The following is a 21661-nucleotide window of genomic DNA, read 5'->3' as shown; positions in this document are numbered from 1 at the left end:
AATTGGGCCGGGCCAGCCCACACGCTGGCCTTAGGATTGATCGGGTGAGTCAGGTGAGGGTCATCAACGTTCTCGAGCTTCCCGCTGAGATGGCCCACCCGCAGTGTCAGCCGGAGCGGTTCCGGCCAGTGGTGCAGTTCATCAAGGACTGGAACCACGAGCCGGAACAGCGACTCGACATGCTGTGCAAGGGCGAAGCCCCTCATGGTGAACCACGCGACCTTGCCATCATCGCCACGGTGGTTCATGGGCTGTGCGCCCGTGATGGGTTTGATACTCCTTCCTGGGTTGCCTCGCAACAACTGCCCGAGCCGATGACACTGTCCGGGCAGTCCCTCGACACCGACTGGGGCAGGTGGGTCGTGTCGCAGGCCCCCCCGGTGTGCTCGATGCACGGCGTGTACTTCGAGGCATCAACCCTCTCCTTGCGATGAGCCGTGACGAGGCGCGGGCGTTCAATGCGTCCGGCCTGAAGGAACTCTTGGACGAGGTAGACGGAGTCCTCGGTCCCGGGGAGCCCATCAGCGTCGTGGCCTGTGGCGGTGCGGTCATGCTGCTCAAGTACGACATACGGCGAACCAATGACGTCGACATCATCTCCGAACCCTTCCCGGAAGAGCTGCAGCAGGCAGCCCGCGAGGTCGCACAGCGCCATCGACTACGGGACGACTGGATCAATGATGCTGCGAAGATGTCCATTCCGAAGCTCGCACCCAGGTTCGAGACGCTCTACAGGGGCAGGAGGCTGCAGGTTCTCAGCCCTGGTGCCCACTTCATCTTGGCCATGAAGCTCGCCGCTGGTCGGGAAGTAGATTTCGAAGATGCCGTGCGGCTGGTGCGGGAGATCGGGTATGGGGACGTGGACCAGGTGTTGGACCTGGTGGACCAAGCATGGGGACACACCAGCCTCTCGATGTCCGTCGAGTACTTCACCCGGGCAGTGTTTGAAGAAGCCGTAGCGGACAGGGAGCCCTAGCCCCACGCCGAAGCCTCGCGGAGAGATGCCAGCCCCTTCGAGGTCCGATGCGGCCTGCTCGGTGGCTCTTGGGACGGCCCTAGGCATCGCAACCGCCGCACGACGCCCAAATGGGTGGGAGGATGATGCGATGCCACGAACTAGCCTCCCTGTTGTGACCATAGAGGGTTCAGGTGCCCGAGGGATCCTGCGCCGTGCTGCCGTAATCGTGTTGCTGGTGGCGTGCTTGCTGGGAGCAGGACTCGGATGTATTGGCAACGAAGGACCCTCCGATGCCTCCACGGTGCCATCCAGGCCATCCCCACCCTCCACCGGCAAGTACACCGCGGTCACAGCAGGCAGGAGCTTCGCATGTGCGATCGAGACCGACGGTACCCTTACCTGCTGGGGCTCAAACCGATACGGCCAGGCATCTGAGCCTGACGGAATCTTTACTGCCCTCTCGGCTGGCTTCTACCACATGTGCGGCATCAGAACTGACAACACAGTCGAGTGCTGGGGGAGAAGCAGTGCTGGACAGACAGATGCACCAGAGGGCAGCTTCGTTTCCATTGCGGCTGGCGAACACCATACCTGCGGGATCCGCATCGACAAGACGATCACATGCTGGGGCAAAATCTCAGGCCAACCTGCAACTGCACCCGACGGGAGCTTCAGTTCCATAGCGGCTGGAACCTCCCACACCTGCGCAATTGGCACCGACCAAGCTATCCAATGTTGGGGCTCGGAGTTTAGCTATGGCCTTACTATGCCAATGGGGGAATTCACTGACATGGCTTCTGGGCACAACTACTCTTGCGCCATAAGCACCAATCGCTTGGTGGAATGCTGGGGCACTAACAGCGACAATGAGAGCTACCTGGTAATGGAAGATGGTACCCGTTTTCCTTGCACCTTCACGTGCAAGGGCTATGATGCCCAAGAAGGTGCGCCTGAAGGTATATTCGTAGCAATTGCCGCTGGCGACACCCATGCATGTGGAATACGGACCGACCACACTATCGAGTGTTGGGGCAAAGGTCATTCCAGCCGATTGAACTCACCGCCGGGCACTTTTGTTGCTATAGCTGCTGGCTATTCTCACTCATGTGCCATTGCTACAGACCAATCTGTCCTATGCTGGGGTAGCGGATATGTGGGGCAGGCTGGTGCTCCTAAGGGCGAATTTTCGTCCATCAGTGCTAGCTATAACTTTACATGTGGTATCCGAGCAAACAATGCTATTAGATGCTGGGGAGAAAGCCAATGGGAAGAGTTCGATACTCTAGAAGCTAACCCTCTGGAAATAGCGACTGGGACTCCTAGGAACTTATGTATACTTAGAGATTCTGGGTCTGTGGAGTGCTGGAGCGAACCTGGACAGGCTTGGGAAACCACACCTAACGATGACTTTGTGGAAGTTGCCGCTGGCCTCGCATATGCTTGTGGCATAAGAACTGATAGCGCAATCGCATGCTGGACAAATTCTCACCGCCTTGACCTAGATGATTTGGGCTTGCAGCCACCCAACGGATCCTTCACTGCTCTCGCCGCAGGTGATCACCACGCGTGTGCCATCCGAGAAGACCAGTCCGTCGAGTGTTGGGGTTCTAACGAGATGGACCAGGCTGACGCCCCCAAAGGGACTTTCATTGCGGTCATAGCAGGTCACTCTCACTCCTGTGGCATCAAGACCGACAACACGCTCAAGTGCTGGGGAGACGATTGGTACGATCAGACTGATGCCCCCGAAGGAGAGTTCACCTCGCTCGCCGCCGGGTGGTATCACACATGTGCCATCAGTACCGATACGACCGTCGCATGTTGGGGGTCGACCGGCTCTGGGAAGGCTGACCCACCCGAAGGTTCGTTTATCGCAGTGGCCGCTGGCGAGGACCACTCGTGCGGAATCAGAACCGACCGCACGCTCGAGTGCTGGATGTGGGCGACCCGAATGCCCAAGGGGGTTCACTGGGTCTAGCCACCCAACCGCCGACAGCGGTGGAAGGCGATTCCGATCTGGCGGACCATCCTGATCCTCGCCACCGTGGGGGTCGGCACCCTAGCCAGGCCTCAACAGTTCACGTACTTGAACGGGGAGGCTTCTCCGCGCTTGAAGAGGTGGTCGACCCTCCGGTTGCGGTAGTGGGGTCGTTGATGGCGGGGGTTGAGGATGGGGGTGGGTCTCCGGTTGCGGTAGTGGGGTCGTTGGTGGCGGGGGTTGAGGATGGGGGTGGGTCTCCGGTGTCGGGCACGAGGCCGGCGGCGTGGATGCCGGCGACGGCGCACACGTCGTCTTCGTCGGAAGTGCCACCGCTGATTCCCACCGACCCCACCACGCCGGCCGAACTGTCGCGGATGAGGACCCCGCCGGCCACGGGCACCATCCCGTGGGGCAACAGGGCGCCGATGGCGGTGAAGAACTGTGGCACCGCCTCGGCCCGCCGGGCCAACTCCCGCCCCCCGAACCCCATGGCCAGGCAACCGTGGGCCTTGCCCATGGCAATCTCCACCCGACCGATAGCCGCTCGCTCATCCCGCTTGGCGACCAACACATGCCCACCGGCATCGAGCACCACCACCGCCATCGGCGGATAGCCTTGTTCGCGGGCCGCAACCAACGCCGCGTCGACGATCCGGTCGGCAACCTCCAGCGACAGCACCCCGCTCACTCCCCCACCTCCCCGCCCGTGCGGGTAATGCCGGTTGCGAGGTCACAGGCGCAGGCACAGGGGACGCAGCCCGGCGCACCCCGAACGCCACTCATCGTCATGGCAACCATCCCGAGGAGCTTACGACTGACAGCCATGGCCCAGGTGGCCTCGGCGTTCGTGGAGGGTGATTGAGTCGCGCCGCTAGGATGCCTGCGGTTGGCGGTGCGGAGACACGTGCCGAGCCGGCTTTGAGAGGCAGACGGAGGCGGACGATAGGGCAGTGAGCAGCGACCTGGACGCAATTGCTCGTGTCGTGGAGGCGTTCGAGCGCTCCGATTGGCAGGAAATCGACGTCCGGTCGGGCGATCTGCGGGTGCGTCTGTCGACGGGGGACGGCCGGCCCACCAGTCGGGAGCAATCCAGCCCGCCGGCCGCGACGGATGCGCCGACTACTGCAACCAGCTCGGCTGAGCAGCCCCCACCCGCCACCGACCACGCCCCTTCAACGGATGCGCCCGCGGTCCCGGCCGGGGCGCACGTCGTGACCTCGCCGTCGCCGGGCATCTTCTGGCGAGCCCCCGAACCCGGCGCCCCACCCTTTGTCGAGGTGGGCGACCGAGTCGATCCGGCTCACACGGTGTGCATCGTGGAGGTCATGAAGCTCATGAACCACATCAAGGCGGGAGTGAGCGGCCAAGTGCTCGCGGTCTACGCCGACAACGGCGTGGCGGTGGCCAAAGACCAGCCGCTGTTCGCCGTCGCCCCCGGGAGCCCGGCTTCTTGACCACCCGGCCAGCCCCGCCCCGGCGAACCCCGCCCCGGCCAGCCCCAATCCATAGGGCCCCGCTCCGCAGGGTGCTCGTGGCCAACCGCGGCGAGATTGCCGTGCGGATCGTGCGGGCCTGTCGGGACGAAGACATCGAGGCGGTGGTGGCCGTGAGCGACGCCGACGAGCAGTCGCTGGCCGCCCGACTGGCCCACGACGTGGTGAACATCGGCCCGCCCAGCCCTACCCAGAGTTACCTCCGGGTCGAGCAGGTGGTGGCGGGCGCCCTGTTGACCGGCTGCGATGCCGTCCACCCCGGCTACGGGTTCCTGGCCGAGCGCCCCGAGTTGGCCGACGCCTGCGTGGCCCACGGGCTCACCTTCATCGGGCCCCGCGCCACCACCATCGCCGACGGGGGCGACAAGATCGCCGCCCGCGCCCTGGCCCGAGCCGCGGGTGTGCCCACCGGTGCCGGGTCCACCACCCTGGCCGACGCCGAGGCCGCCCTGGCCTTCGCCGACGAAGCCGGCTTCCCGCTGCTGCTCAAGGCGGCCGCCGGGGGTGGGGGCCGAGGCATGGTCCGCATCGCCAACCGGGCCGAACTGCCCGACCGGTTCGCCACCGCATCGGAGGAGGCCCTGGCCGCCTTCGGCGACGGCCGGCTCTACGCCGAGCGCTGGGTGGAGGCCGCCCGCCACGTGGAGGTGCAGATCCTGGGCGACACCCACGGCAACGTCGTCCACCTCGGGGACCGTGATTGCTCGGTGCAGCGACGGTTCCAGAAGATCGTGGAGGAAGCCCCGGCCACCGTGCTGACCGACCGACTCCACCACGCCATTGCCACCGCGGCCATCTCCTTGGGCCGAGAGCTGGACTACACCGGCGCGGCCACCGTGGAGTTCCTGGTCGACCTCGACCGCGGCGACTTCTCCTTTCTGGAGATCAACACCCGAATCCAGGTGGAGCACCCGGTGACCGAGGTGGTGACCGGCATCGACATCGTGCGAGAGCAGCTCCGTATCGCGGGCGGCCACCCCATCTCCGTCGCCCAGGACGACGTGGCCGTCTCGGGCCACGCCATCGAGTGCCGAATCAACGCCGAATCCCCCGCCGACGGGTTCCTGCCCAGTCCCGGGGTCATCACCGGCTGGGACCCCCCGACCGGCGAGCAGGTGCGCCTCGACACCCACGTCTACTGCGGCTACGAGGTTCCCCCCTACTACGACTCGCTGATCGCCAAGCTCATCGTGTCGGGCACCGACCGCGACCTCGCCATCGACAACACCCTGGCCGCCCTGGGGGCCTTCACCGTCGACGGAGTGGACACCACGATCGACCTGCACCGTACGATCATCGGGCACCGGGACTTCCGCCGAAACGAGATCACCACCACCTGGCTGGAGCGGACCCTGCTCCCCCACACCCCGCCCCCCGCCCCGTGAAACGGAGCCGCCGTCATGGCTGAGATCGACATCATCGACCAGACCCTGAGAGACGGACAGCAGAGCCTGTGGGGGATGCGCATGAAGGTGGGCCACATCGCCGAGGTGGCCGAAGACATCGACCAGGCCGGCTACCGGGTGGTGGACCTCACCGGCAGCTCCATCTTCGAGTGCATGATGCGCTACAACCGGGAGGACCCGTGGGACGGCCTCGACCTCTGGCGCACATGGCTGCCCAACTCCCGGCTGCGGTCGGGGAGCCGCAGCAACTGCATCGCCAAGTTCGGCCTGACCCCGGATGCACTGATGGAGCTGTGGCTGCGCACCCTGGCCAAGCACGGCATCGACAGCTTCTGGATCTACGACTGCCTCTACAACATGGACGCCATGGAGCGGCTGTGTCGCATCGCCGCCGACGAAGGGTGTGAGGTGGCCCCGGCCATCATGTACGGCATCAGCCCCGTCCACACCGACCAGTGGTTCGCCGACCGGGTGGCCGAGTACGTGAGCTGGGGCGTCACCGACGCCATCTACTTCGAGGACGCGGCGGGCATCTTGACCCCGGATCGAGCCAAGACCCTGATGCCCGCGCTGGTGCGGGCCGCGGGCGACGTCCCCGTGGAGATGCAGTGCCACAACACCGTGGGGATCGCGGGCATGAACTACCTCATCGGCGTGGAGGCGGGGGTGCGGGTGCTGCACACCGCACCGGGCCCCATGGCCAACGGGCCGTCGCTGCCCTCCACCGAGCAGACCATCGAGAACCTCCGGTGGGAGGGCCACACCACCACCGTCGATCTGGAGAGGGTGCGTCGGGTGGGCGAGCACATGCGCCGGGTGGCCCTCGCCGAGGGGCACCCGATCGGCGTGCCCCGGGAGTACAACGTGTTCCCGTACCATCACCAACTCCCCGGCGGGATGACAGGCACGCTGAAGGCCCAGCTCGAGCAGTACGACATGTCGGACCGCTTCGAGGAGGTGCTGGAGGAGATCGTCCAGGTGCGCGAGGACCTGGGCCACCCCATCTCGGCCACGCCGTTCTCCCAGTTGATGGGCATCCAGTCGGTGTTGAACGTGGTGACCGGCGAACGCTACGGCACCGTGCCCGACGAGATCCTGGTCTACGTGCTCGGGCACCTGGGCGAGCCCCCCGCCCCGCTGAATCCCGACGTGGTCGACCGAATGCTCGCCAGCGATCGCGGCCGGGAGATGCAGGCGTGGGAGCCCCCGCAGCCGACCGTCGGCGAGATGAAGGAGCAGTACGGCGACCGCACCATGTCCGACGAGGAACTCCTCCGCCGCTACCTGGTACCCCTCCAGGACGTGGAGGCCACCCGGGCTGCCGGTCCACCCCCCCGAACGTTTCCGCTGACCGACGAGTCGGCCCCGGCCGAGTTGATCGAGCAACTCCTGGGCGCCTCTCGGGCCACCTACGCCCACGTGGAGACCGCCGGTGCCACCGTCACCCTTCGCCGCTGAGCGCGCTGAGCGCCCCAGCGGAGGCACCGGGCGGGGCTCCGGCGGGGCTCCAGCCGGCCTGCTGCGCCACCGGGCAGCAGCCGTTATCATCCGGGCGAACCCCGCCCCGGCCGGTCGGGACCAGGGGGACGACCGGGCACAATCCGGAAGAGAGGGGGAGACAACAGCGATGGGGGAATGCCCGTGACCGCCTACGAGTTCGACACCAGCCTCGACCCCGACTACCCCGTGCTCACGAGGGGCAACGCCGGGGAGATCATGCCCGACATCGTGTCACCGCTGTCGGCCACCGTGTTCTTCCCCCCGCTGGAGCGGGGCTGGCGCCGGTCGTTCACCGAGACCTGGGACGTGATGGCCTGGCCCGAGTGCCCCACCACCTTCGCCCCCATCGTCGGCGGCCGCTTCTACATCAACATCTCCGCCTTCCGCCGTCTGGCCGACCTCACGCCGGGCACGAGCCCCGAGGACATCGACCGCACCCTGTTCGCCGCCGGAGGCATCCAGTTGGACCCCTACGTGGCCCCCGACGAGGCGGGCTACGCCGAGCGGGGCGAGCGCATCGCGGCGGCCACCGCCGACTTTCTGGAGAACCCGCCGGTCGACCGGGTGGCCACCGAGCACCAGGCCGCCCAGGCCCGTCGAGCCGACGGACGGGCCCACCGGTCCGAACGCAGCACCTCCGAGTTGCTCGACCGGTTCAACTCCATGATCCCGTTCATGGAGAGCGACTTCGTGACCCTGTTCATCGGATCGTCGGTGAGCCCGGTGGCCCTGGGCTCGCTGCAGGCGGGCCTGGCCGAGGTGTACGGCGACGAGGGGTACGAGTTCGGACGCCAAACGGTGATGGGCATCGGCGGCATCGAGTCGGCCGACGCCGCCAAGGCGGTGGCCGCGCTGGCCGCCACCGACGGCCCCGAGTTCGAGGCCGCCTTCGAGCGGGTGTTGGAGCAGTACGGCTTTCGGGGGGTGAACGAATGGGAGATCGCCGCGCCGTCCTGGGAGATCCGCCCTGACGTGTTGCGCCGGGCCGTGGAGGCCGTGCGGGCGGGCGGCACCCAGCGGGATCCCGACGCCACCCGGGAGGCGGCGCTGGCCCGGTTCGAGACCGACAACGCCCGCGCCGGGTTTCCCGACCTCGACCTGTGGCTGGACCGCTGCCGAGTGTGGATGGGGATCCGGGAGCGGACCAAGGCCACCTGCGTGCTCACCATCAACGAGATGCGCCTCGACGCCCTGGAGATCGGACGACGCCTGGTCGCCGACGCCCACCTCGAGGCCGCCGACCAGGTCTACTTCCTGACCCACGAGGAACTGCAGGACGCGGTGGCGGGCGGCTCCGTGCCCCTGGCCGGCATTGAGGCCCGGCGCCAGGCACAAGCCGAGCTCGAGGAGTACCAGGAGCCGCTGATCGCCATTGCGGGTGAAGTGCCACCGGTCCACCAGTGGCCCCGCAAAGGGGCCGACGACATGGGCCCCACCGACGAGATCGCCGGGGCCGCGGGCAGCCCCGGTCGGGCCACGGGGCGGGCACGGGTGATCATGGACGCCTACGCGGACGAACCCACCCAGCCGGGAGAAGTCCTGGTGGCCCCCATCACCGACCCCGGCTGGATGCCCCTGTTCGTGGGCGCGGTGGCCGTGGTGGCCGAGATGGGCGGTGAACTCAGCCACACCATGATCGTGTCCCGGGACCTCGGCATCCCCGCGGTGGTCGGCGCGGTGGGAGCCACCACCGCCATCTCCACCGGTGACCTGATCGAAGTGGACGGATCGGCCGGCACCGTCCGTATCCTCGAACGGGCCTGAGCGCCCTGGCCGGCGGGGTATGGCAGGGAACATGCAGCAATCACGACACTCGGTGGTGAGCGGCTCGGCATCGGGCATCGGGCGAGCCGTCGCAGAGCGGCTGGCCGCCGAGGGCGATCGGGTGGTCGGCATCGACCGAGCCGGCGCCGACATCGGCTCGCACATCGCTACCAACTTTGCCGCCGACCTGGCCACCCCCGAGGGTCGGGCCGCGGCCATTGCTGAGGTGTTGGACCGGTGCGACGGGGCGGTCGACCGGGTGATCGCCGCGGCCGGGGTCAGCGGTTTGGGCACCGACGCGGCGACCACCGTGTCGGTCAACTACTTCGGCACCGTCGAGCTGTTCGACGGCCTGCGCCCGGCGATGGAAGGGCGGCCCAATCCGTGTGCGGTGGGCATCGTGTCGAACTCGGCGGTGATGGGCGTTGCTCCCGACGACCCGGCGGTGGTGGCCATGCTGGACGGCAACGAGGCCGAAGCCCGCCAACAGGCCATGGCGGGCCAACCGTTCATGGCCTATGCCCTGACCAAGCACGCCCTGGCCCGGGCGATCCGTCACCGGGCAGGGGTGTGGGGCCCGCTCGGGGTGCGCATCAACGCCATCGTCCCCGGCAAGACCGACACACCCCTGTACCGGGCGGTGGTGGACGATCCGGCCATGGGCAAGTTCGCCGACCGGATCCCCGTACCGCTCGGCCGGGTGGGAACGCCGGAGGAAATGGCCGGGATCGTGTCGTTCCTGGTGGGCGACGACGCTCGGTACGTCCACGGGATGATGCTGTGGGCCGACGGGGGCACCGACGCCGCCGTGCGGCCCGACGAGTTCTGAGCGCTGAGCACCGGCCACCAAGACCAGGCTCAGTCGTAGCGGCGGCGGCCCCAAGCCACTCAGCCTCAGTCGTAGCGGCGGCGGGCCTCCAGGATCGTCTCCACCAGGGGGACGGGGGCGTCGGGGGCCGGATCGCCGGGGGTGTAGGTCACCGCCGTCAGGTGGCCGGTGTAGGGGAAGGGGCCGTGGCGCTCGTAGATGTCCCACGACACCGGCGACCGGCGGTCGATGCCCACGTCGATGCCCTCCAGCGGGGCCATGAACCAGAAATGGAGAAGGTCCTCTCCCCCGCCGACCACCACGCCGTCCACCGCCAGTTCCACCCTCCAACGCCCGCCTTCGAGCGCGGTCACCCGGGCCTCGATCACCTCGGCCCCGTCGGCCATCTGGCCGCCGTCGACGAGCGTCATGGCCCCGTAGCCGTTGTGGGCCCACACCAGCCGACCATCCTCGATGTAGATGGCGTAGCCACCGCCCTGGTCGCCGTGGGCCACCAACATGCCCTGGTCGCCGGTGCGGTAGGCCAGCTCGATGCGGATGGTGAAATCCCGCATCTGGATGAGCTGGAGGCAGCGCCAGCGCTCCAGGGTGGGCGTGCCCGGAACGATCCGCACCGGCTGGTGGTAGGCGGCGGCCGACGGGGGGCGCACGAAGAACCTGCCGAAGCCGCCCTCGTCCAGGGGGTAGATCTGGTTGGCCCACGCCGCGTGGTCCCAGGCGTCCACCAGCTCGGCGACCCGGTCCGGATGCTCGGCGGCCAGATCGTCAGTCTCGGTCGGATCGGCGTGCAGGTCGTAGAGCTCCCAGTGGTCGTCGGCGAAATCGGCCATGGGTTCGTGGCGGGTGACCACCTCCCAGCCCTGGCGGTAGTAGCCCCGGTGCCCGGAGATCTCGTACACCTGCTCGGGGTGGCTGGACGGGGCCGTGTCGTCGGCGAAGGTGGGCCGAAACGACGCTCCGGCCAGGGGTTTGACCGGGTTCGGGGGCGCGTCGATGCCGATCACGTCGAGCAGGGTGGGGAGGATGTCGGTGACGTGCTGGTACTGGCGGCGAATCTCCCCGGTGGCGGGCACCGAGGGGCCCCTCAGGACGAGCGGCACCTGATGCCCGCCGGCGTGGGTGCTGGCCTTGTACAGCCGAAACGGCGTGTTGCAGGCGTACGCCCAGCCTCGCTGGTAGTGCGGCAGCGTCCGGGGACCGCCCAGCAACTCCAGGCGTTCCAGATCCTTGCGACGGATGTCGGGGTCGTACACCAGCGGGGCGAAGAACTGCGACGTGCCGTGGGTCTCCCCCTCACGGGCGGCGCCGTTGTCCGACAGGAACATCACCACCGTGTTGTCCCACACCCCGAGTTGCTCCAGGCTGCGGCGCAGGCGTCCCAGCGACTCGTCGATGGTCTCCACCATCGCCGCGTAGATCTCCATGAAGCGGGCGTAGAGCCGCCGTCGGTCGGCGTCGAGCTTCTCCCAAGGCACCACCGTCTGGCTCCGGGCCGACTCCTTGGGGGCCAACTCCGCGTGGTCGCCCAACAGGCCCAGCTCCTGCTGGCGTTGCCAGCGCCGTTCCCGAAGGGCGTCCCAACCGTCGTCGTAGCGGCCCCGCTGGCGTTCGATATCGGCCCGCTTGGCCTGCATGGGGGCGTGTACCGCCCCGTGGGCGAAGTAGAGGAAGAAGGGCTGGGCGGGGTTGGAGGCCTGCTGGTCGCGGACCATGGCGATGGCCCGGTCGGTGATGTCGTCGGTGAAGTAGTAGTCGTCGGGATACCGGTCGACCTCCACCACCGTGTTGTCCTGCACCAACCGATGGGGCTGGTGCAGGTTGGTGAAGGCATCCAGGAAGCCGTAGAACCGGTCGAAACCCCGCTGGCACGGCCACGACTCCTGGGAGCCCGCGGGCGAGAGGTCGGAGTCCTTGGCCAGGTGCCACTTGCCCACCATCATCGTGGCGTAGCCGTTGTCCCGCAGGATTTCGGCCAGGGTGACGGTGTCGTTGGCCAGCGCGGTGGCGTAGCCGGGAAAGCCGCAGTCGCTGTGGGCCACGTGGCCGACGCCGGCGAGGTGGGAGTTGAGCCCGGTGAGCAGCGACGCCCGCGTCGGCGAGCACATGGGCGTCACGTGGAAGTTGGTGTAGCGCAGCCCCTCGGCGGCCATCCGGTCGATCTCGTGGGTGGCGATCTCCGAGCCGTAGCACCCGAGGTCGGCAAACCCCAGGTCGTCGCAGAGCACCACCACCACGTTGGGCGCGCCCTTCGGGGCCACGGGCAGCGGCGGCCAGGAGGGCACCGAGGCGCCCATCGTCTCGCCGATCTCACCGTCGAAACCGGCGTAGGCTCCGGTGGCGCTCAGGTCGGGGCGTGTGGTCATGGTTGCCGATCCTCCTGCTGGCCCAACCGCTGAGGCTACTCCCGCCGCTCACTCGCCATCCTTGCCGCCCCACCAACAGGCTCGCTAGGTTCGGCCCCATGGAACCCGACGCAGTATTGGCTCTCGCTCGTGAGCACGCGGCGGCCGAGGCGCTCGGCGACGCCGATCGCACCCTGGCCACGTTGTGCCCCAACCCGGTCTTCGAGTTCTTCCCCAGCCGCCTCACCATCGGCGGGTGGGACAACATCGAGACCTTCTACCGGGAGCAGTACCCCCGATTCGCCACCAAGGTCACCGGCTACGAGGTGCTGGGTGAATGGACCAATGACCACACCGCCATCCAGGAGTACCAGGTGGAGATCGCCGGGGACGAGGGCCCCGAGACGTACCGGGTAATGTCAATGGCCCCGGTCTCCCCCGAGGGCAAGTTGGCCGGCGAGCGCCTCTACTGCGACGAGGGCTTCATCCGTCACCTCCTGGGGCCGCTGTTCGGTCTCTGCCAACCGCTCGATTGACCATGCAGTTCGCCTGGGGCTACCCGTTCATGACCTGCCCCCCGGTCGACGACTTCCTGTCGGCGGAGTCGATGACCGAGCTGGCCCGGGCCGCCGAGGCCAACGGCTTCGGGGCCGCCTACGTCACCGAGCACCCGGCCCCGGCGGAGAAGTGGCGCCAAACCGGTGGCCACGACGCCCTCGACCCGTTCGTGGCCTTGGCCTTCGCCGCGGCGGCCACCACCGAGCTGCGGCTGCTCACCAATCTGACGGTCGTGCCCTACCGCAACCCGTTCCTGTTGGCGAAGTCGGTGGCCACCCTGGATCGTCTGTCCGGCGGCCGGGTGATCCTCGGCCTGGGTACCGGCTACCTGAAGGGCGAGTACCACGCCCTCGGGGTCGACTTCGAGGAGCGCAATGCCCTGTTCGACGAGGCCGTCCACGTGATGAAGCTGGCGTGGTCGGGTGAGCCCGTGACCTACGAGGGGCTGCACTTCTCGGCCCGCGACATCACCTCACAGCCGACACCCGCCACCACGCCCCATCCCCCGATGTGGCTGGGGGGCAATTCCAAGCTCACCCGGCGCCGGATCGCCCAATGGGGCCAGGGTTGGCTGGCCCTGCCCAACCCCCGGGGGCTGGCCGCCCGGCGCCGGTCGCCGCCGCTGGAGACCACCGACGAGTTGCGCCAGATGCTGGCCGACATCCACGAGCAGGCGGCGGCCGCCGGTCGCACCGACCCCATCGACGTGATGTACATGAGCTTCGAGGGCGGCGCCCCCGGCAGCGGGGAGTGGAACCCGCAACAGCACCTGGAGTCGCTCCACGACCTGGCCGACGCCGGGGTCACCTGGGTGGCGGCCAACGCATCGGGCCGCACCCGAGCCGAAACGCTCGACAACATGGCCCGCTACCACCAGGACATCATCTCCCAGATCGCCCCGTGAACGGCCGGGGCGCCCCGGCTATCGCACCGCGGTCAAGACCCGGCCGATGCTGTCGTGGGGTCGACCGACGATCTCCTCGAAGGCACGAGGATCGGTGGCTCCTTCGGTAACGATGACAAGAGCCGTCTTGTCCGACATGTCGGGCAGCTCCTCCGCTGCGGCACTGTCGGCGAGAAGGGCTCGCAGCCCGGCCAGTGAAGCACCTCCGGTTTCGCCTGCGGGAACGGCCGCGTCGGCGAGATCCCGCATTGCGTCGCGCGCCGCATCGTCATCGACGGAGACGAACCAGTCCACACCGCTTTTGAGGCGAGGCCAGGCAATGAGGGACGGTCGGCCACAGTTCAGACCCACCATGATGGAGCGGTGGGGGCCCGGCACGTGGGCGATGTCCCCGGCCAATGCGGACGCCTGCACGCAGTTGGCGTCCAGCGGCTCGACCCCGGCGACAATTGGGCTCCAGCTCCCGCACCGGTAGTGCGTCACGGCTGCGGCCATGAACGCCCCGACGCCCATCGGCACCACCACCAGATCGGGGCGGTCGAGGCCGCTGGCATCGATGGCGTCGTCGACTTCGTTGAAGATCGTGGTGTACCCCTCGATGACCTGGGACGGGATTGTCTCGTAACCCGGCCACGATGTGTCCGAGACCACGAGGCACGAGCCACTGGACTCCTCGCTTGACCGGGCGACCGCGTCGTCGTAATCCCCATCCACTATGGACACGGTCGCGCCCTCCTTCTCCATGGCTTGAATCCGGGCCGGCGACATACCGGCCGGGACGAAGATGCGGGCTCTGAATCCGAGGAGCCGGGCCATGAACGACACCGCCCGCCCGTGGTTGCCATCGGTGGCGGTGGCGAGCGTGAAGGGTCGAAGGTGGGCAAGGTTGGCGGCCAGCTCGTTGATGTTGCCCCACGGCTCCGGCTCGTGGCCGATGTGAGCACGAAGGGCCTGGTAGGTGGCCCACGAGGCACCGAGGATTTTGAACGACGGCAAGCCCATTCGCCGGGTTTCCGCCTTCACGAGGATGCGGCCGACGCCGAGCTTGCGGGCCAGGTCGGGGGCATCAAGGAGCAGCGTCGGGGAAAACGCCGGCATGCGGCGGTGGAACTCGGCGATTTCGGGGGGTGGGGCCGGCCACTGGCGAGAATCCCGGAGTGGGTTCTTGACTACGTTGGCGGACATCGGACCTCCCTGGCCGGTCACCTGCACCGTCTACCCCTTTGACCTGTCCCTATGAGCGGACGTCTCGCCGCAACGATACCCGGTGGCCGGTGGGAACCCGGGCGCGGCACCTCATCGACCAAACCTGCGCCTGCGGTCAGCTCAGGGGTGGCAGCGTGACCGCTCCCTCACTCGGGTCGCTGGGGTAGCTTGGGGGTTGGCGATCAGCAGACGAACCCCAGTTTCGGAGGATTTTGATGACCACTGAGAGGATTGAAGGATCGTTCGTGGCGTTGATCACGCCGTTCAACCAGGACGGCTCGATCGACTACGGGGGCTTCGAGACGCTGCTCGAGTTCCAGCGCACCCACGGGACCAGCGCCGTGTTGATCATGGGATCGACCGGCGAGGTGTCGATGCTCTCGCCGCAAGAGCGCAAGGAAATCGTCACCCGAACCCTGCGGTTCCGCTCGGGCGACATGAAGATGTACTACGGCTGCACGGGCCAGCACACCGAGGGCACCATCGACTACGTGCGCCACGCCGCCGCCGAGGGGGCCGACGGGGCCATCATCGCCGCTCCGGCCTATGTGTGTGCGTCGACCTCCGCCATCGTGGACTACTGCCTGGACGTGGCCGACGCCAGCCCCATCCCCCTCGGCTTCTACAACAACCCTCCCCGGGTGGCCACCGACCTCGGCGTGGAGGACATCCTGCGGCTGGCCGAGCACCCCATGTTCACCATCCTCAAGGAATCCACCACCCGGGTGGCGCAAATCGCCCAGCTCTGCGCCGCCCAACCCGATCTGTCGCTGATGTGCTGTTGCGCCCCGAACCTCGGCCTCGTCGTGCCGTTGATGGCGCTCGGCGGGCACGGCACGGCCAACATGTCCGGCAACGTCCTGCCCGCGGAGATGGCCACCATCTCCACCCCGTGGCGCCACGACGGCGACGCCTTCGCCTGCCGCCAGGCGTGGCTGGAGAACCTCCCCATGCTGCACTTCCTCTATTCGGAGGTGAACCCGGTGGCCGTCAAGTCGCTGATGGGGGCGTTCGGCTTGCCCGCCGGTCCGCTCCGGCGACCGCTGCAGGGCCTCGACCGATCGGCCCTGACCACCGGCTTGGAGATCGCCCGCCAACTCGGCCTCGACGACAAGTACGGCTACGACCTGGGCCGACCCCTGGCCGCCGCCGTCTGAGGCCTCTGGACCAAGCCGATCGGCTCAGATTGCCTGGAGGTGGGCGACGAGTTGGTCGACCACAATGCCCCAGCCCTGGTGGAATCCCATCTCTTCGTGCTGGGCTCTCCCGGCCGAGTCCTGGTGGACGGCTATGGCCCGGTAGATGCAACCACCCGATCCGTTCGGGCGGAATTCGAGGATCCCGGTGAAGGGCATGGCGTCGGCTTGGGGTCGGAAGTCGGTGGTGAGGGCGCTGGTCCACACCAGCAGCTCGTTGGGCACGATGTGGAGGTAGCAACCGGTGCTGTCGGCGATCTGCTGACCGTCGGGATCGTTCATGACCGTGCGGAAGGCCCCACCCGGTCGCAGGTCGATCTCGCACACCGGCGTCGTGTAGGGGTGGGGGGTGAACCACTGGGTAAGCGATTCCGGATCGGTCCACGCCGAGAACACGGCTTCGGGCGTCACGGGGATGTCGCGCACAAGCTCCAAATCCAGTTCCGGGTCAATGACATGCGGAGCGAACGTCATGGGTCCCCCTGTCTCTTGCGGCCGCTTCGACCGCGATCCTATGCCGGTGTCCCAAATCCCAAGAAGGCCTGGCAGCCCCGACCCTGATGCCCGCCATGCCGCCATGACCTTGGCCCACGCCGGTCAACGTTGCGCGGCTGGCCTGGAGGTCGTCGATGTGGTCCACGGAATACCCTTGCCCTGGATGCACCGTTGGGTTTCGCCCGCGGCGGCTCCGGACACCATCAGCACCAGCCGAGAGGAAGGCCTCGACCATGACCGATACCAGCATTGATCCGTTCCAACTGCTCAAGATCCCGGATCGGGCTTCGGGCTCTGATCGTGAGCCGATCCCTGGCATGGAACTCACCGATGAGCACCGTCGGGAACTGGAGATCGATGAGCGGTACGTTCCGGGGCCGCCGGGCGAACCCGATGTGCGGGTTCTCTGCTACCGGCCCCGTGACGCCGACGGCACCGTCCCGCTGCTGCTCAGCATCCACGGCGGTGCGTTCATCATGATGTCGCCCGACACCTTCGCCGGGATGGACGCCAACTTCGCTACCAGCTTCGGCTGCCAGGTGGTGAGCATCGACTACCGGCTCGCCCCCGAACACCCGTTCCCGGCGGCCATCAACGACTGCTGGGCCGTACTGAATTGGGCGGCCACCACCGACGACCTCGACATCGACACCGACCGGATCGCCGTGTTCGGCGCCAGTGCGGGCGGGGCACTGGCCGCCGCCCTGTGTCAAATGGCCCGCGACCGACAAGGCCCGGCCGTTGTCTTCCAAGCCCTGTTTATCCCGGTGACCGACGACCGGTTGGAGACGGCCTCGATGCGACAGCGATTCGACGGCGGCCAACCCGAAGCGTTCAACAACCAGGGGGCCAAGGGGATGTGGATGCACTACCTCGGCCCCGACCACGACCCGGCGACAACCTCGCCCTACGCCGCACCCATGCGGGCCTCATCGTTTGGGGACCTCCCACCGGCCTGCGTACTCACCTACGGGTGCGACCCCCTCAGAGACGAGGGGATCCACTACGCCATGGCCCTCATGGCCGCCGGGATCGACGTGGAGTTGCACACCTGCCCCGGCGCAGAACACGGCGGCGACATCCGCAACCCCGAGGCCGCGGCCCGCTCCTTCCAGATACTCGACGGAGCCCTCGCCCAAGCCCTCAACCCCTGACCGAGCTAAGACGCCCCACAACCGCGGAAGAACGCCCCGACCCCTTGGGGGGTCCAATGGGTACCGGATGATTCGGCGCCGATGACCCGCCCGGAGGCATCCTGAACTGCTGCTGCTGCAATTCTCTACGATGGGGGCATGGCGCTGGGGGCTTCGGGGACCATGCCGGTGGGGTGGAACGAGGCGGTCCCGCCGAACGGCTTCCACAACCGGGACCGCCATAAGGCGTCCGAGTCCAACGACAACCCCCTGGGGCTGGCCACGCCGGTGGGCGACGTCGACATCGAGACGACCCCGGAGCACCGAAACCTGGTGGCAGGTGACCCCCGGTGCGCAACGTGGACCCGACGGTACGACGATCCCAACGTGGTCGCGCTGCGGGACCGACTCGCCGAGCGCAACGGCATCGCCGGCTTGGAGGTGGTGGACCCCGGCGACGTCGAACGGGCCACCGCCATCTTCCACCGTGACGGCTTCGTCGCGGTGGCCGACGCCCTGCAGACCGAACAACTCGAACAGCTCCGTCGTGGTGTCGACGAGGTCATCGCGGCTTTGGTGGCGGCCGACCCCGAGGGTGCCGTCGGCGGCGGCGCAGGCGGCCTCCCCCACCGCTACTCCTTCGGCGGCACCTCGGTGTCCCGACACATGTTTCACCGCCCCGAGTGGGCCCAGTTGATCGACTTGCCGACAACCACTCCGATCCTGACGTCCATCTTCGCCAGTCCCGACTACATCGTCTACGGATGCGGCGGCGACCTCGCCCTGCCGGGTGCCATCGAGTACCAGGGCCTGCACTCCGACACGGTCTGGAGCGAAATCCACGACCCCCAAGGGGGCCTCACCATGCGTGATCTGCCCACCCCGGTCATCGCCGTCAACTTCCCGACCATTGACCTCACGCCGATCAACGGACCGATCCGCATCATCCCCGGCACCCACCGCTCCAACGCCGCCATCCCCACCCTCGCCGATGAACCCGAATGGATGCGACTGAGCACCGTCTGCCCGCTTCAGGCCGGCTCCGCCATCATCCGCGACGCCCGCTGCTGGCACTCGGGCACACCCAACCTGTCGAGAGACGTGCGGGCGATGCCCGGTGTCGAATACATGGCCCCTTGGTTCCGCAGCGAAGCCCTCATCCGCTCGATGTCCTACGACACCTGGTCGAAACTCTCGCCCCATGCCCAGCGGATCAGCCGCTACATCGTCTGTGACAAAGGAGAAGCAGTGATCGGCGAAGGCATCAACCATCCCCGCCGTGTCGAACGAGAGCGCATCCACGCCCAACAACTGGCTGCCCTGTCACCCCAGGCCGCCACCGCCTACCAACGCCGCACCTGACCTCGCCCGCCTCCCCACCCACAGCTCCACCCCTCTACTGGCCGGCGGCCCGGTGCCTTTGCTCGTGGCATTCCGGAACTCTCGTGAGGGCATGTAGCACGAACGTGCTACATTGGTGGCCATGGCCACCACGACGGTCCGGCTCGACGACGAGGACGAAGCCCTTCTCGACATGCTGGCGTCCGAGCACGGCGGGCGTTCCGGCGCCATTCGCCAGGCCATTCGCAACCTTGCCGCCGAACGGAGACGCCAACAGGCCCTCCGCTCGTTCCTGGCCGAATGGGACGCAGAAGCAGGCCCGGTCGATGAGGACGAGGTCACCGCCATGGCCGAGCGCTACGGCCTGTGATCCTCGATGCCGGTTTCCTCATCTCCGTCGACCGAAGCGAACATGCCGCCCGAGTCTTCCTGACCGCAGCGGCGCGATCCGAAACGGCACTCCACACAACCCACCCGGTAGTGGCTCAGGTGTGGCGACAGGGATCACGCCAATCCCGACTGGCAGCGTGCCTCAAGACCATCACGATCCACCCCCTCGACGACGGTCGCGCGGTGGGGGAACTGTTGACCCGGACACGTACCGCCGACGTGGTCGACGCCCACCTGGTGATCACCGCCGCACGCCTCAATCACGACATCCTCACGGGCGACCCCCGCGACCTGGCGACCCTCGCCGAAGCACTGGGCCCCGCCTCCCCCACCATCCAAGTCTGGCCCTGACCCCGCGGCGAAGACCGCCGGGGGAACTCCCACCCCCCCGAGTTGTCGCCTGGTGCCGTGCGGCAGAGCGGGAGCCGGAACGCTGTGTTATGGTCCCGTCATCTAACGGAGTAGGGGCCGAGCCGTCGCTGGCGCGGCCCGAGGAGTTGCGCTATGTACAAGTCCAAGTTGGCATTTGTTGCGATCATTTTGGCTCTTGTCGCCTGGGTCGGGGCCGGTGCCGTTTCGGCACAGGATGACAACGGCGACGGCGAAGATGCCGCGTCGCCGGGCACCGTCGTTGAGGTCGCCATTGACTCGGGCAATTTCCCGACGCTGGTTGCCGCGGTGCAGGCTGCCGGTCTGGTGGACACGCTGAGCGGGGAAGGCCCGTTCACCGTGTTCGCACCCACCGAAGACGCATTCGCAGAGGCACTGGCCGCTCTCGGGTTGAGCGCAGAGGAGCTTCTGGCGGATACAGACCTGTTGACCTCGGTGCTGACCTATCACGTCTTGCCGATAGCCGCGCCCGCTGAGACAGTTCTGGGCCTCGACGGCCAAGGGGTTGCCACCGTGCAGGGCGCAGATGTGCAGATCACCATCGACGGCGACACCGTCATGGTCAACGACGCCACGGTCGTGACCGCCGACGTCGAAGCGTCCAACGGCGTCATCCACGTCATCGACAAGGTGCTGCTGCCGCCCGCCGATGATGCTGACGATGCCGACGACATGGCCGACGAAGACATGGGCGACGGCGACGCAACCGAAGACATGGGCGACGACATGGCGGATGATGACGCGGCCGACGATATGGGCGACGGCGACACGGCCGACGACATGGGTGACGGCGACATGGGCGATGACGCGGCCGATGACATGGGCGATGGCGACATGGGCGATGACGCGGCCGATGACATGTCCGACGAAATGGTCGACGATGACACGGCCGATGACGTGGCCGACGACGACATGGCCGAAGACACGCTGGTCGAGACCGGTGCGAACACGCCGCTGCTGGCCATCGTCGCTCTTGCGGTGGTGCTCGCCGGTGCCATGGTGCTCGGCCTCAGCCGCCGCCTGAGCACCCGATAGCACCCTTCCCAGTCGAAGAGGGCGCTCCCCGGGCTCCAGGGTCCGGGGAGGGTCCGCTCCCGGCGGCCCGGCCCATTGCACTGAGACGCTCAGACGTTGCGTAGGGGGCCGCGCAAAATGGAGCGCCCCGAGTGGGTGGGATCGCCGTCGCGGGGCTCGATGCTGATGTCCACGACGTAGTAGCTGTCGGGGTCGAACCCATCGGGCACATCGAGGCTGCCCGGTTCCTGGAATCCGACCACGCCCAGCGAGACCAAATCGGCGACTCCGCCGTCCGGGTCGGGTCGGATGAGCCAGACCTCCAGGTCGGCGTCGGTGCCCGGCGCCGGGAGCGAAGCGTCCACGATCTCGACGGAGTGGCGGTCTCCGTGGTCGACGAGGTTGGCGCCGGCTTGGGCCTGCGCCCCGAGGGGATCGAAACTGCCGGGGTCGTGGGCCAGGTCGGCCGTGGCGACAACCGGTGGGGAATCGCCCCGCAGGACGGCGACGGCTGTGGCCGTACCCGCCGCGATGAGCATCACCGCCGCCGCGGCCAAGGTCACCCGACGGACCCTTGTGCGCCGCGACCGAAGTTCCGTGACCACGCCATCCGTGACCACGCCAAGAGTGGGGGTGGGCTCGCCCACTGCCGCCTGGATGCCGTCCCACACTCTGCGGGGGGGTTCCAGCAACTCGGTTTCCTCAGCGCCGAAGTCCCTCAGCGCCGCCTCGATCTCAGAGTCTTCCCACATCCTGCGTTC

At 67.6% G+C, this 21661-nt stretch carries 21 protein-coding genes; 16 read left to right on the top strand and 5 right to left on the bottom strand.

What is annotated here, in order from left to right; all coding sequences use genetic code 11:
• Window positions 1–44: 44 nt before the first annotated feature.
• The 3 genes from ACOQPQ_RS02035 to ACOQPQ_RS02025 are packed head-to-tail and all read left to right on the top strand — an operon-like array spanning window position 45 to window position 2936.
• The gene (locus ACOQPQ_RS02035; RefSeq protein WP_420637776.1) at window positions 45–434 is read left to right on the top strand and encodes a hypothetical protein; all 390 of its coding nucleotides are present in this window, start codon (window positions 45–47) and stop codon (window positions 432–434) included.
• Window positions 431–976, top strand: a complete 546-nt coding sequence (locus ACOQPQ_RS02030; RefSeq protein WP_420637775.1) for a DUF6036 family nucleotidyltransferase — start codon at window positions 431–433, stop codon at window positions 974–976. Before ACOQPQ_RS02035 ends, ACOQPQ_RS02030 begins: the two co-directional genes overlap by 4 nt.
• 25 nt (window positions 977–1001) lie before the next feature.
• On the top strand, window positions 1002–2936 hold the full coding sequence (locus ACOQPQ_RS02025; RefSeq protein ID WP_420637774.1) for an RCC1 domain-containing protein: 1935 nt from the start codon (window positions 1002–1004) through the stop codon (window positions 2934–2936).
• 100 nt (window positions 2937–3036) lie between these two features.
• On the opposite strand, the gene ACOQPQ_RS02020 is transcribed toward ACOQPQ_RS02025, so the two are convergent.
• Complete coding sequence (locus ACOQPQ_RS02020; RefSeq protein WP_420637773.1) at window positions 3037–3627, bottom strand: GlcG/HbpS family heme-binding protein; 591 nt, start codon at window positions 3625–3627, stop codon at window positions 3037–3039.
• 262 nt (window positions 3628–3889) lie between these two features.
• Here ACOQPQ_RS02020 and ACOQPQ_RS02015 point away from each other — a divergent pair, with 262 nt between their 5' ends.
• From ACOQPQ_RS02015 to ACOQPQ_RS01995, 5 genes are all read left to right on the top strand, one after another.
• Window positions 3890–4393, top strand: a complete 504-nt coding sequence (locus ACOQPQ_RS02015; protein ID WP_420637772.1) for an acetyl-CoA carboxylase biotin carboxyl carrier protein — start codon at window positions 3890–3892, stop codon at window positions 4391–4393.
• 71 nt (window positions 4394–4464) lie between these two features.
• Window positions 4465–5817, top strand: a complete 1353-nt coding sequence (locus ACOQPQ_RS02010) for an acetyl-CoA carboxylase biotin carboxylase subunit (protein WP_420637771.1) — start codon at window positions 4465–4467, stop codon at window positions 5815–5817.
• Between the two features lie 15 nt (window positions 5818–5832).
• Window positions 5833–7296: a carboxyltransferase gene (locus ACOQPQ_RS02005; protein ID WP_420637770.1), complete on the top strand. Its 1464-nt coding sequence runs from the start codon at window positions 5833–5835 to the stop codon at window positions 7294–7296.
• A gap of 177 nt (window positions 7297–7473) precedes the next feature.
• Entirely contained in the window at window positions 7474–9102 is a 1629-nt protein-coding gene (locus ACOQPQ_RS02000) for a PEP-utilizing enzyme (protein ID WP_420637769.1), read from the top strand.
• A gap of 31 nt (window positions 9103–9133) precedes the next feature.
• Window positions 9134–9931: an SDR family oxidoreductase gene (locus tag ACOQPQ_RS01995; protein WP_420637768.1), complete on the top strand. Its 798-nt coding sequence runs from the start codon at window positions 9134–9136 to the stop codon at window positions 9929–9931.
• 65 nt (window positions 9932–9996) lie between these two features.
• On the opposite strand, the gene ACOQPQ_RS01990 is transcribed toward ACOQPQ_RS01995, so the two are convergent.
• Window positions 9997–12294, bottom strand: a complete 2298-nt coding sequence (locus tag ACOQPQ_RS01990) for an arylsulfatase (RefSeq protein WP_420637767.1) — start codon at window positions 12292–12294, stop codon at window positions 9997–9999.
• Between the two features lie 98 nt (window positions 12295–12392).
• Between ACOQPQ_RS01990 and ACOQPQ_RS01985 the strand changes: the two genes are divergently transcribed.
• Together ACOQPQ_RS01985 and ACOQPQ_RS01980 are read left to right on the top strand one after the other, a co-directional pair.
• Window positions 12393–12809: a hypothetical protein gene (locus ACOQPQ_RS01985; protein WP_420637766.1), complete on the top strand. Its 417-nt coding sequence runs from the start codon at window positions 12393–12395 to the stop codon at window positions 12807–12809.
• 2 nt (window positions 12810–12811) lie between these two features.
• Window positions 12812–13735 (top strand): LLM class F420-dependent oxidoreductase, encoded by a 924-nt coding sequence (locus tag ACOQPQ_RS01980; protein WP_420637765.1) that lies wholly within the window; start codon window positions 12812–12814, stop codon window positions 13733–13735.
• Window positions 13736–13753: 18 nt separating this feature from the next.
• Here ACOQPQ_RS01980 and ACOQPQ_RS01975 read toward each other — a convergent pair whose 3' ends face one another.
• Window positions 13754–14920: a diaminopropionate ammonia-lyase gene (locus ACOQPQ_RS01975; RefSeq protein WP_420637764.1), complete on the bottom strand. Its 1167-nt coding sequence runs from the start codon at window positions 14918–14920 to the stop codon at window positions 13754–13756.
• 236 nt (window positions 14921–15156) lie between these two features.
• Between ACOQPQ_RS01975 and ACOQPQ_RS01970 the strand changes: the two genes are divergently transcribed.
• The gene (locus ACOQPQ_RS01970; protein ID WP_420637763.1) at window positions 15157–16098 is read left to right on the top strand and encodes a dihydrodipicolinate synthase family protein; all 942 of its coding nucleotides are present in this window, start codon (window positions 15157–15159) and stop codon (window positions 16096–16098) included.
• 24 nt (window positions 16099–16122) lie between these two features.
• On the opposite strand, the gene ACOQPQ_RS01965 is transcribed toward ACOQPQ_RS01970, so the two are convergent.
• On the bottom strand, window positions 16123–16611 hold the full coding sequence (locus ACOQPQ_RS01965) for an SRPBCC family protein (protein WP_420637762.1): 489 nt from the start codon (window positions 16609–16611) through the stop codon (window positions 16123–16125).
• Window positions 16612–16865: 254 nt separating this feature from the next.
• Here ACOQPQ_RS01965 and ACOQPQ_RS01960 point away from each other — a divergent pair, with 254 nt between their 5' ends.
• From ACOQPQ_RS01960 to ACOQPQ_RS01940, 5 genes are all read left to right on the top strand, one after another.
• Window positions 16866–17786, top strand: coding sequence for an alpha/beta hydrolase (locus ACOQPQ_RS01960; protein ID WP_420637761.1), 921 nt, complete (start codon window positions 16866–16868; stop codon window positions 17784–17786).
• Window positions 17787–17924: 138 nt separating this feature from the next.
• Window positions 17925–19127: a phytanoyl-CoA dioxygenase family protein gene (locus ACOQPQ_RS01955; protein ID WP_420637760.1), complete on the top strand. Its 1203-nt coding sequence runs from the start codon at window positions 17925–17927 to the stop codon at window positions 19125–19127.
• A 121-nt stretch (window positions 19128–19248) separates the two neighbouring features.
• Window positions 19249–19476 (top strand): hypothetical protein, encoded by a 228-nt coding sequence (locus tag ACOQPQ_RS01950; protein WP_420637759.1) that lies wholly within the window; start codon window positions 19249–19251, stop codon window positions 19474–19476.
• Window positions 19477–19679: 203 nt separating this feature from the next.
• On the top strand, window positions 19680–19847 hold the full coding sequence (locus tag ACOQPQ_RS01945) for a hypothetical protein (protein ID WP_420637758.1): 168 nt from the start codon (window positions 19680–19682) through the stop codon (window positions 19845–19847).
• Between the two features lie 153 nt (window positions 19848–20000).
• Window positions 20001–20921, top strand: coding sequence for a fasciclin domain-containing protein (locus tag ACOQPQ_RS01940; RefSeq protein WP_420637757.1), 921 nt, complete (start codon window positions 20001–20003; stop codon window positions 20919–20921).
• Between the two features lie 89 nt (window positions 20922–21010).
• Here ACOQPQ_RS01940 and ACOQPQ_RS01935 read toward each other — a convergent pair whose 3' ends face one another.
• Window positions 21011–21652 (bottom strand): anti-sigma factor, encoded by a 642-nt coding sequence (locus tag ACOQPQ_RS01935; protein WP_420637756.1) that lies wholly within the window; start codon window positions 21650–21652, stop codon window positions 21011–21013.
• Window positions 21653–21661 lie beyond the last annotated feature (9 nt).

Source organism: Candidatus Poriferisocius sp. (assembly GCF_965219775.1).
Classification (GTDB): Bacteria; Actinomycetota; Acidimicrobiia; order Acidimicrobiales; family Bin134; genus Poriferisocius.
Note: the sequence above shows the minus strand (reverse complement) of the source record. Positions and strands in the feature narration are given on the sequence as shown.

Bases quoted from the DNA above. Each gene is read 5' to 3' on its own strand.
- ACOQPQ_RS02030 (WP_420637775.1), top strand. From the start codon at position 431: ATGAGCCGTGACGAGGCGCGGGCGTTCAATGCGTCCGGCCTGAAGGAA.
- ACOQPQ_RS02025 (WP_420637774.1), top strand. From the start codon at position 1,002: ATGCCAGCCCCTTCGAGGTCCGATGCGGCCTGCTCGGTGGCTCTTGGG.
- ACOQPQ_RS02005 (WP_420637770.1), top strand. From the start codon at position 5,833: ATGGCTGAGATCGACATCATCGACCAGACCCTGAGAGACGGACAGCAG.
- ACOQPQ_RS02000 (WP_420637769.1), top strand. From the start codon at position 7,474: ATGCCCGTGACCGCCTACGAGTTCGACACCAGCCTCGACCCCGACTAC.
- ACOQPQ_RS01995 (WP_420637768.1), top strand. From the start codon at position 9,134: ATGCAGCAATCACGACACTCGGTGGTGAGCGGCTCGGCATCGGGCATC.
- ACOQPQ_RS01990 (WP_420637767.1), bottom strand. From the start codon at position 12,294: ATGACCACACGCCCCGACCTGAGCGCCACCGGAGCCTACGCCGGTTTC.
- ACOQPQ_RS01985 (WP_420637766.1), top strand. From the start codon at position 12,393: ATGGAACCCGACGCAGTATTGGCTCTCGCTCGTGAGCACGCGGCGGCC.
- ACOQPQ_RS01980 (WP_420637765.1), top strand. From the start codon at position 12,812: ATGCAGTTCGCCTGGGGCTACCCGTTCATGACCTGCCCCCCGGTCGAC.
- ACOQPQ_RS01975 (WP_420637764.1), bottom strand. From the start codon at position 14,920: ATGTCCGCCAACGTAGTCAAGAACCCACTCCGGGATTCTCGCCAGTGG.
- ACOQPQ_RS01970 (WP_420637763.1), top strand. From the start codon at position 15,157: ATGACCACTGAGAGGATTGAAGGATCGTTCGTGGCGTTGATCACGCCG.
- ACOQPQ_RS01965 (WP_420637762.1), bottom strand. From the start codon at position 16,611: ATGACGTTCGCTCCGCATGTCATTGACCCGGAACTGGATTTGGAGCTT.
- ACOQPQ_RS01960 (WP_420637761.1), top strand. From the start codon at position 16,866: ATGACCGATACCAGCATTGATCCGTTCCAACTGCTCAAGATCCCGGAT.
- ACOQPQ_RS01955 (WP_420637760.1), top strand. From the start codon at position 17,925: ATGGCGCTGGGGGCTTCGGGGACCATGCCGGTGGGGTGGAACGAGGCG.
- ACOQPQ_RS01950 (WP_420637759.1), top strand. From the start codon at position 19,249: ATGGCCACCACGACGGTCCGGCTCGACGACGAGGACGAAGCCCTTCTC.
- ACOQPQ_RS01940 (WP_420637757.1), top strand. From the start codon at position 20,001: ATGTACAAGTCCAAGTTGGCATTTGTTGCGATCATTTTGGCTCTTGTC.
- ACOQPQ_RS01935 (WP_420637756.1), bottom strand. From the start codon at position 21,652: ATGTGGGAAGACTCTGAGATCGAGGCGGCGCTGAGGGACTTCGGCGCT.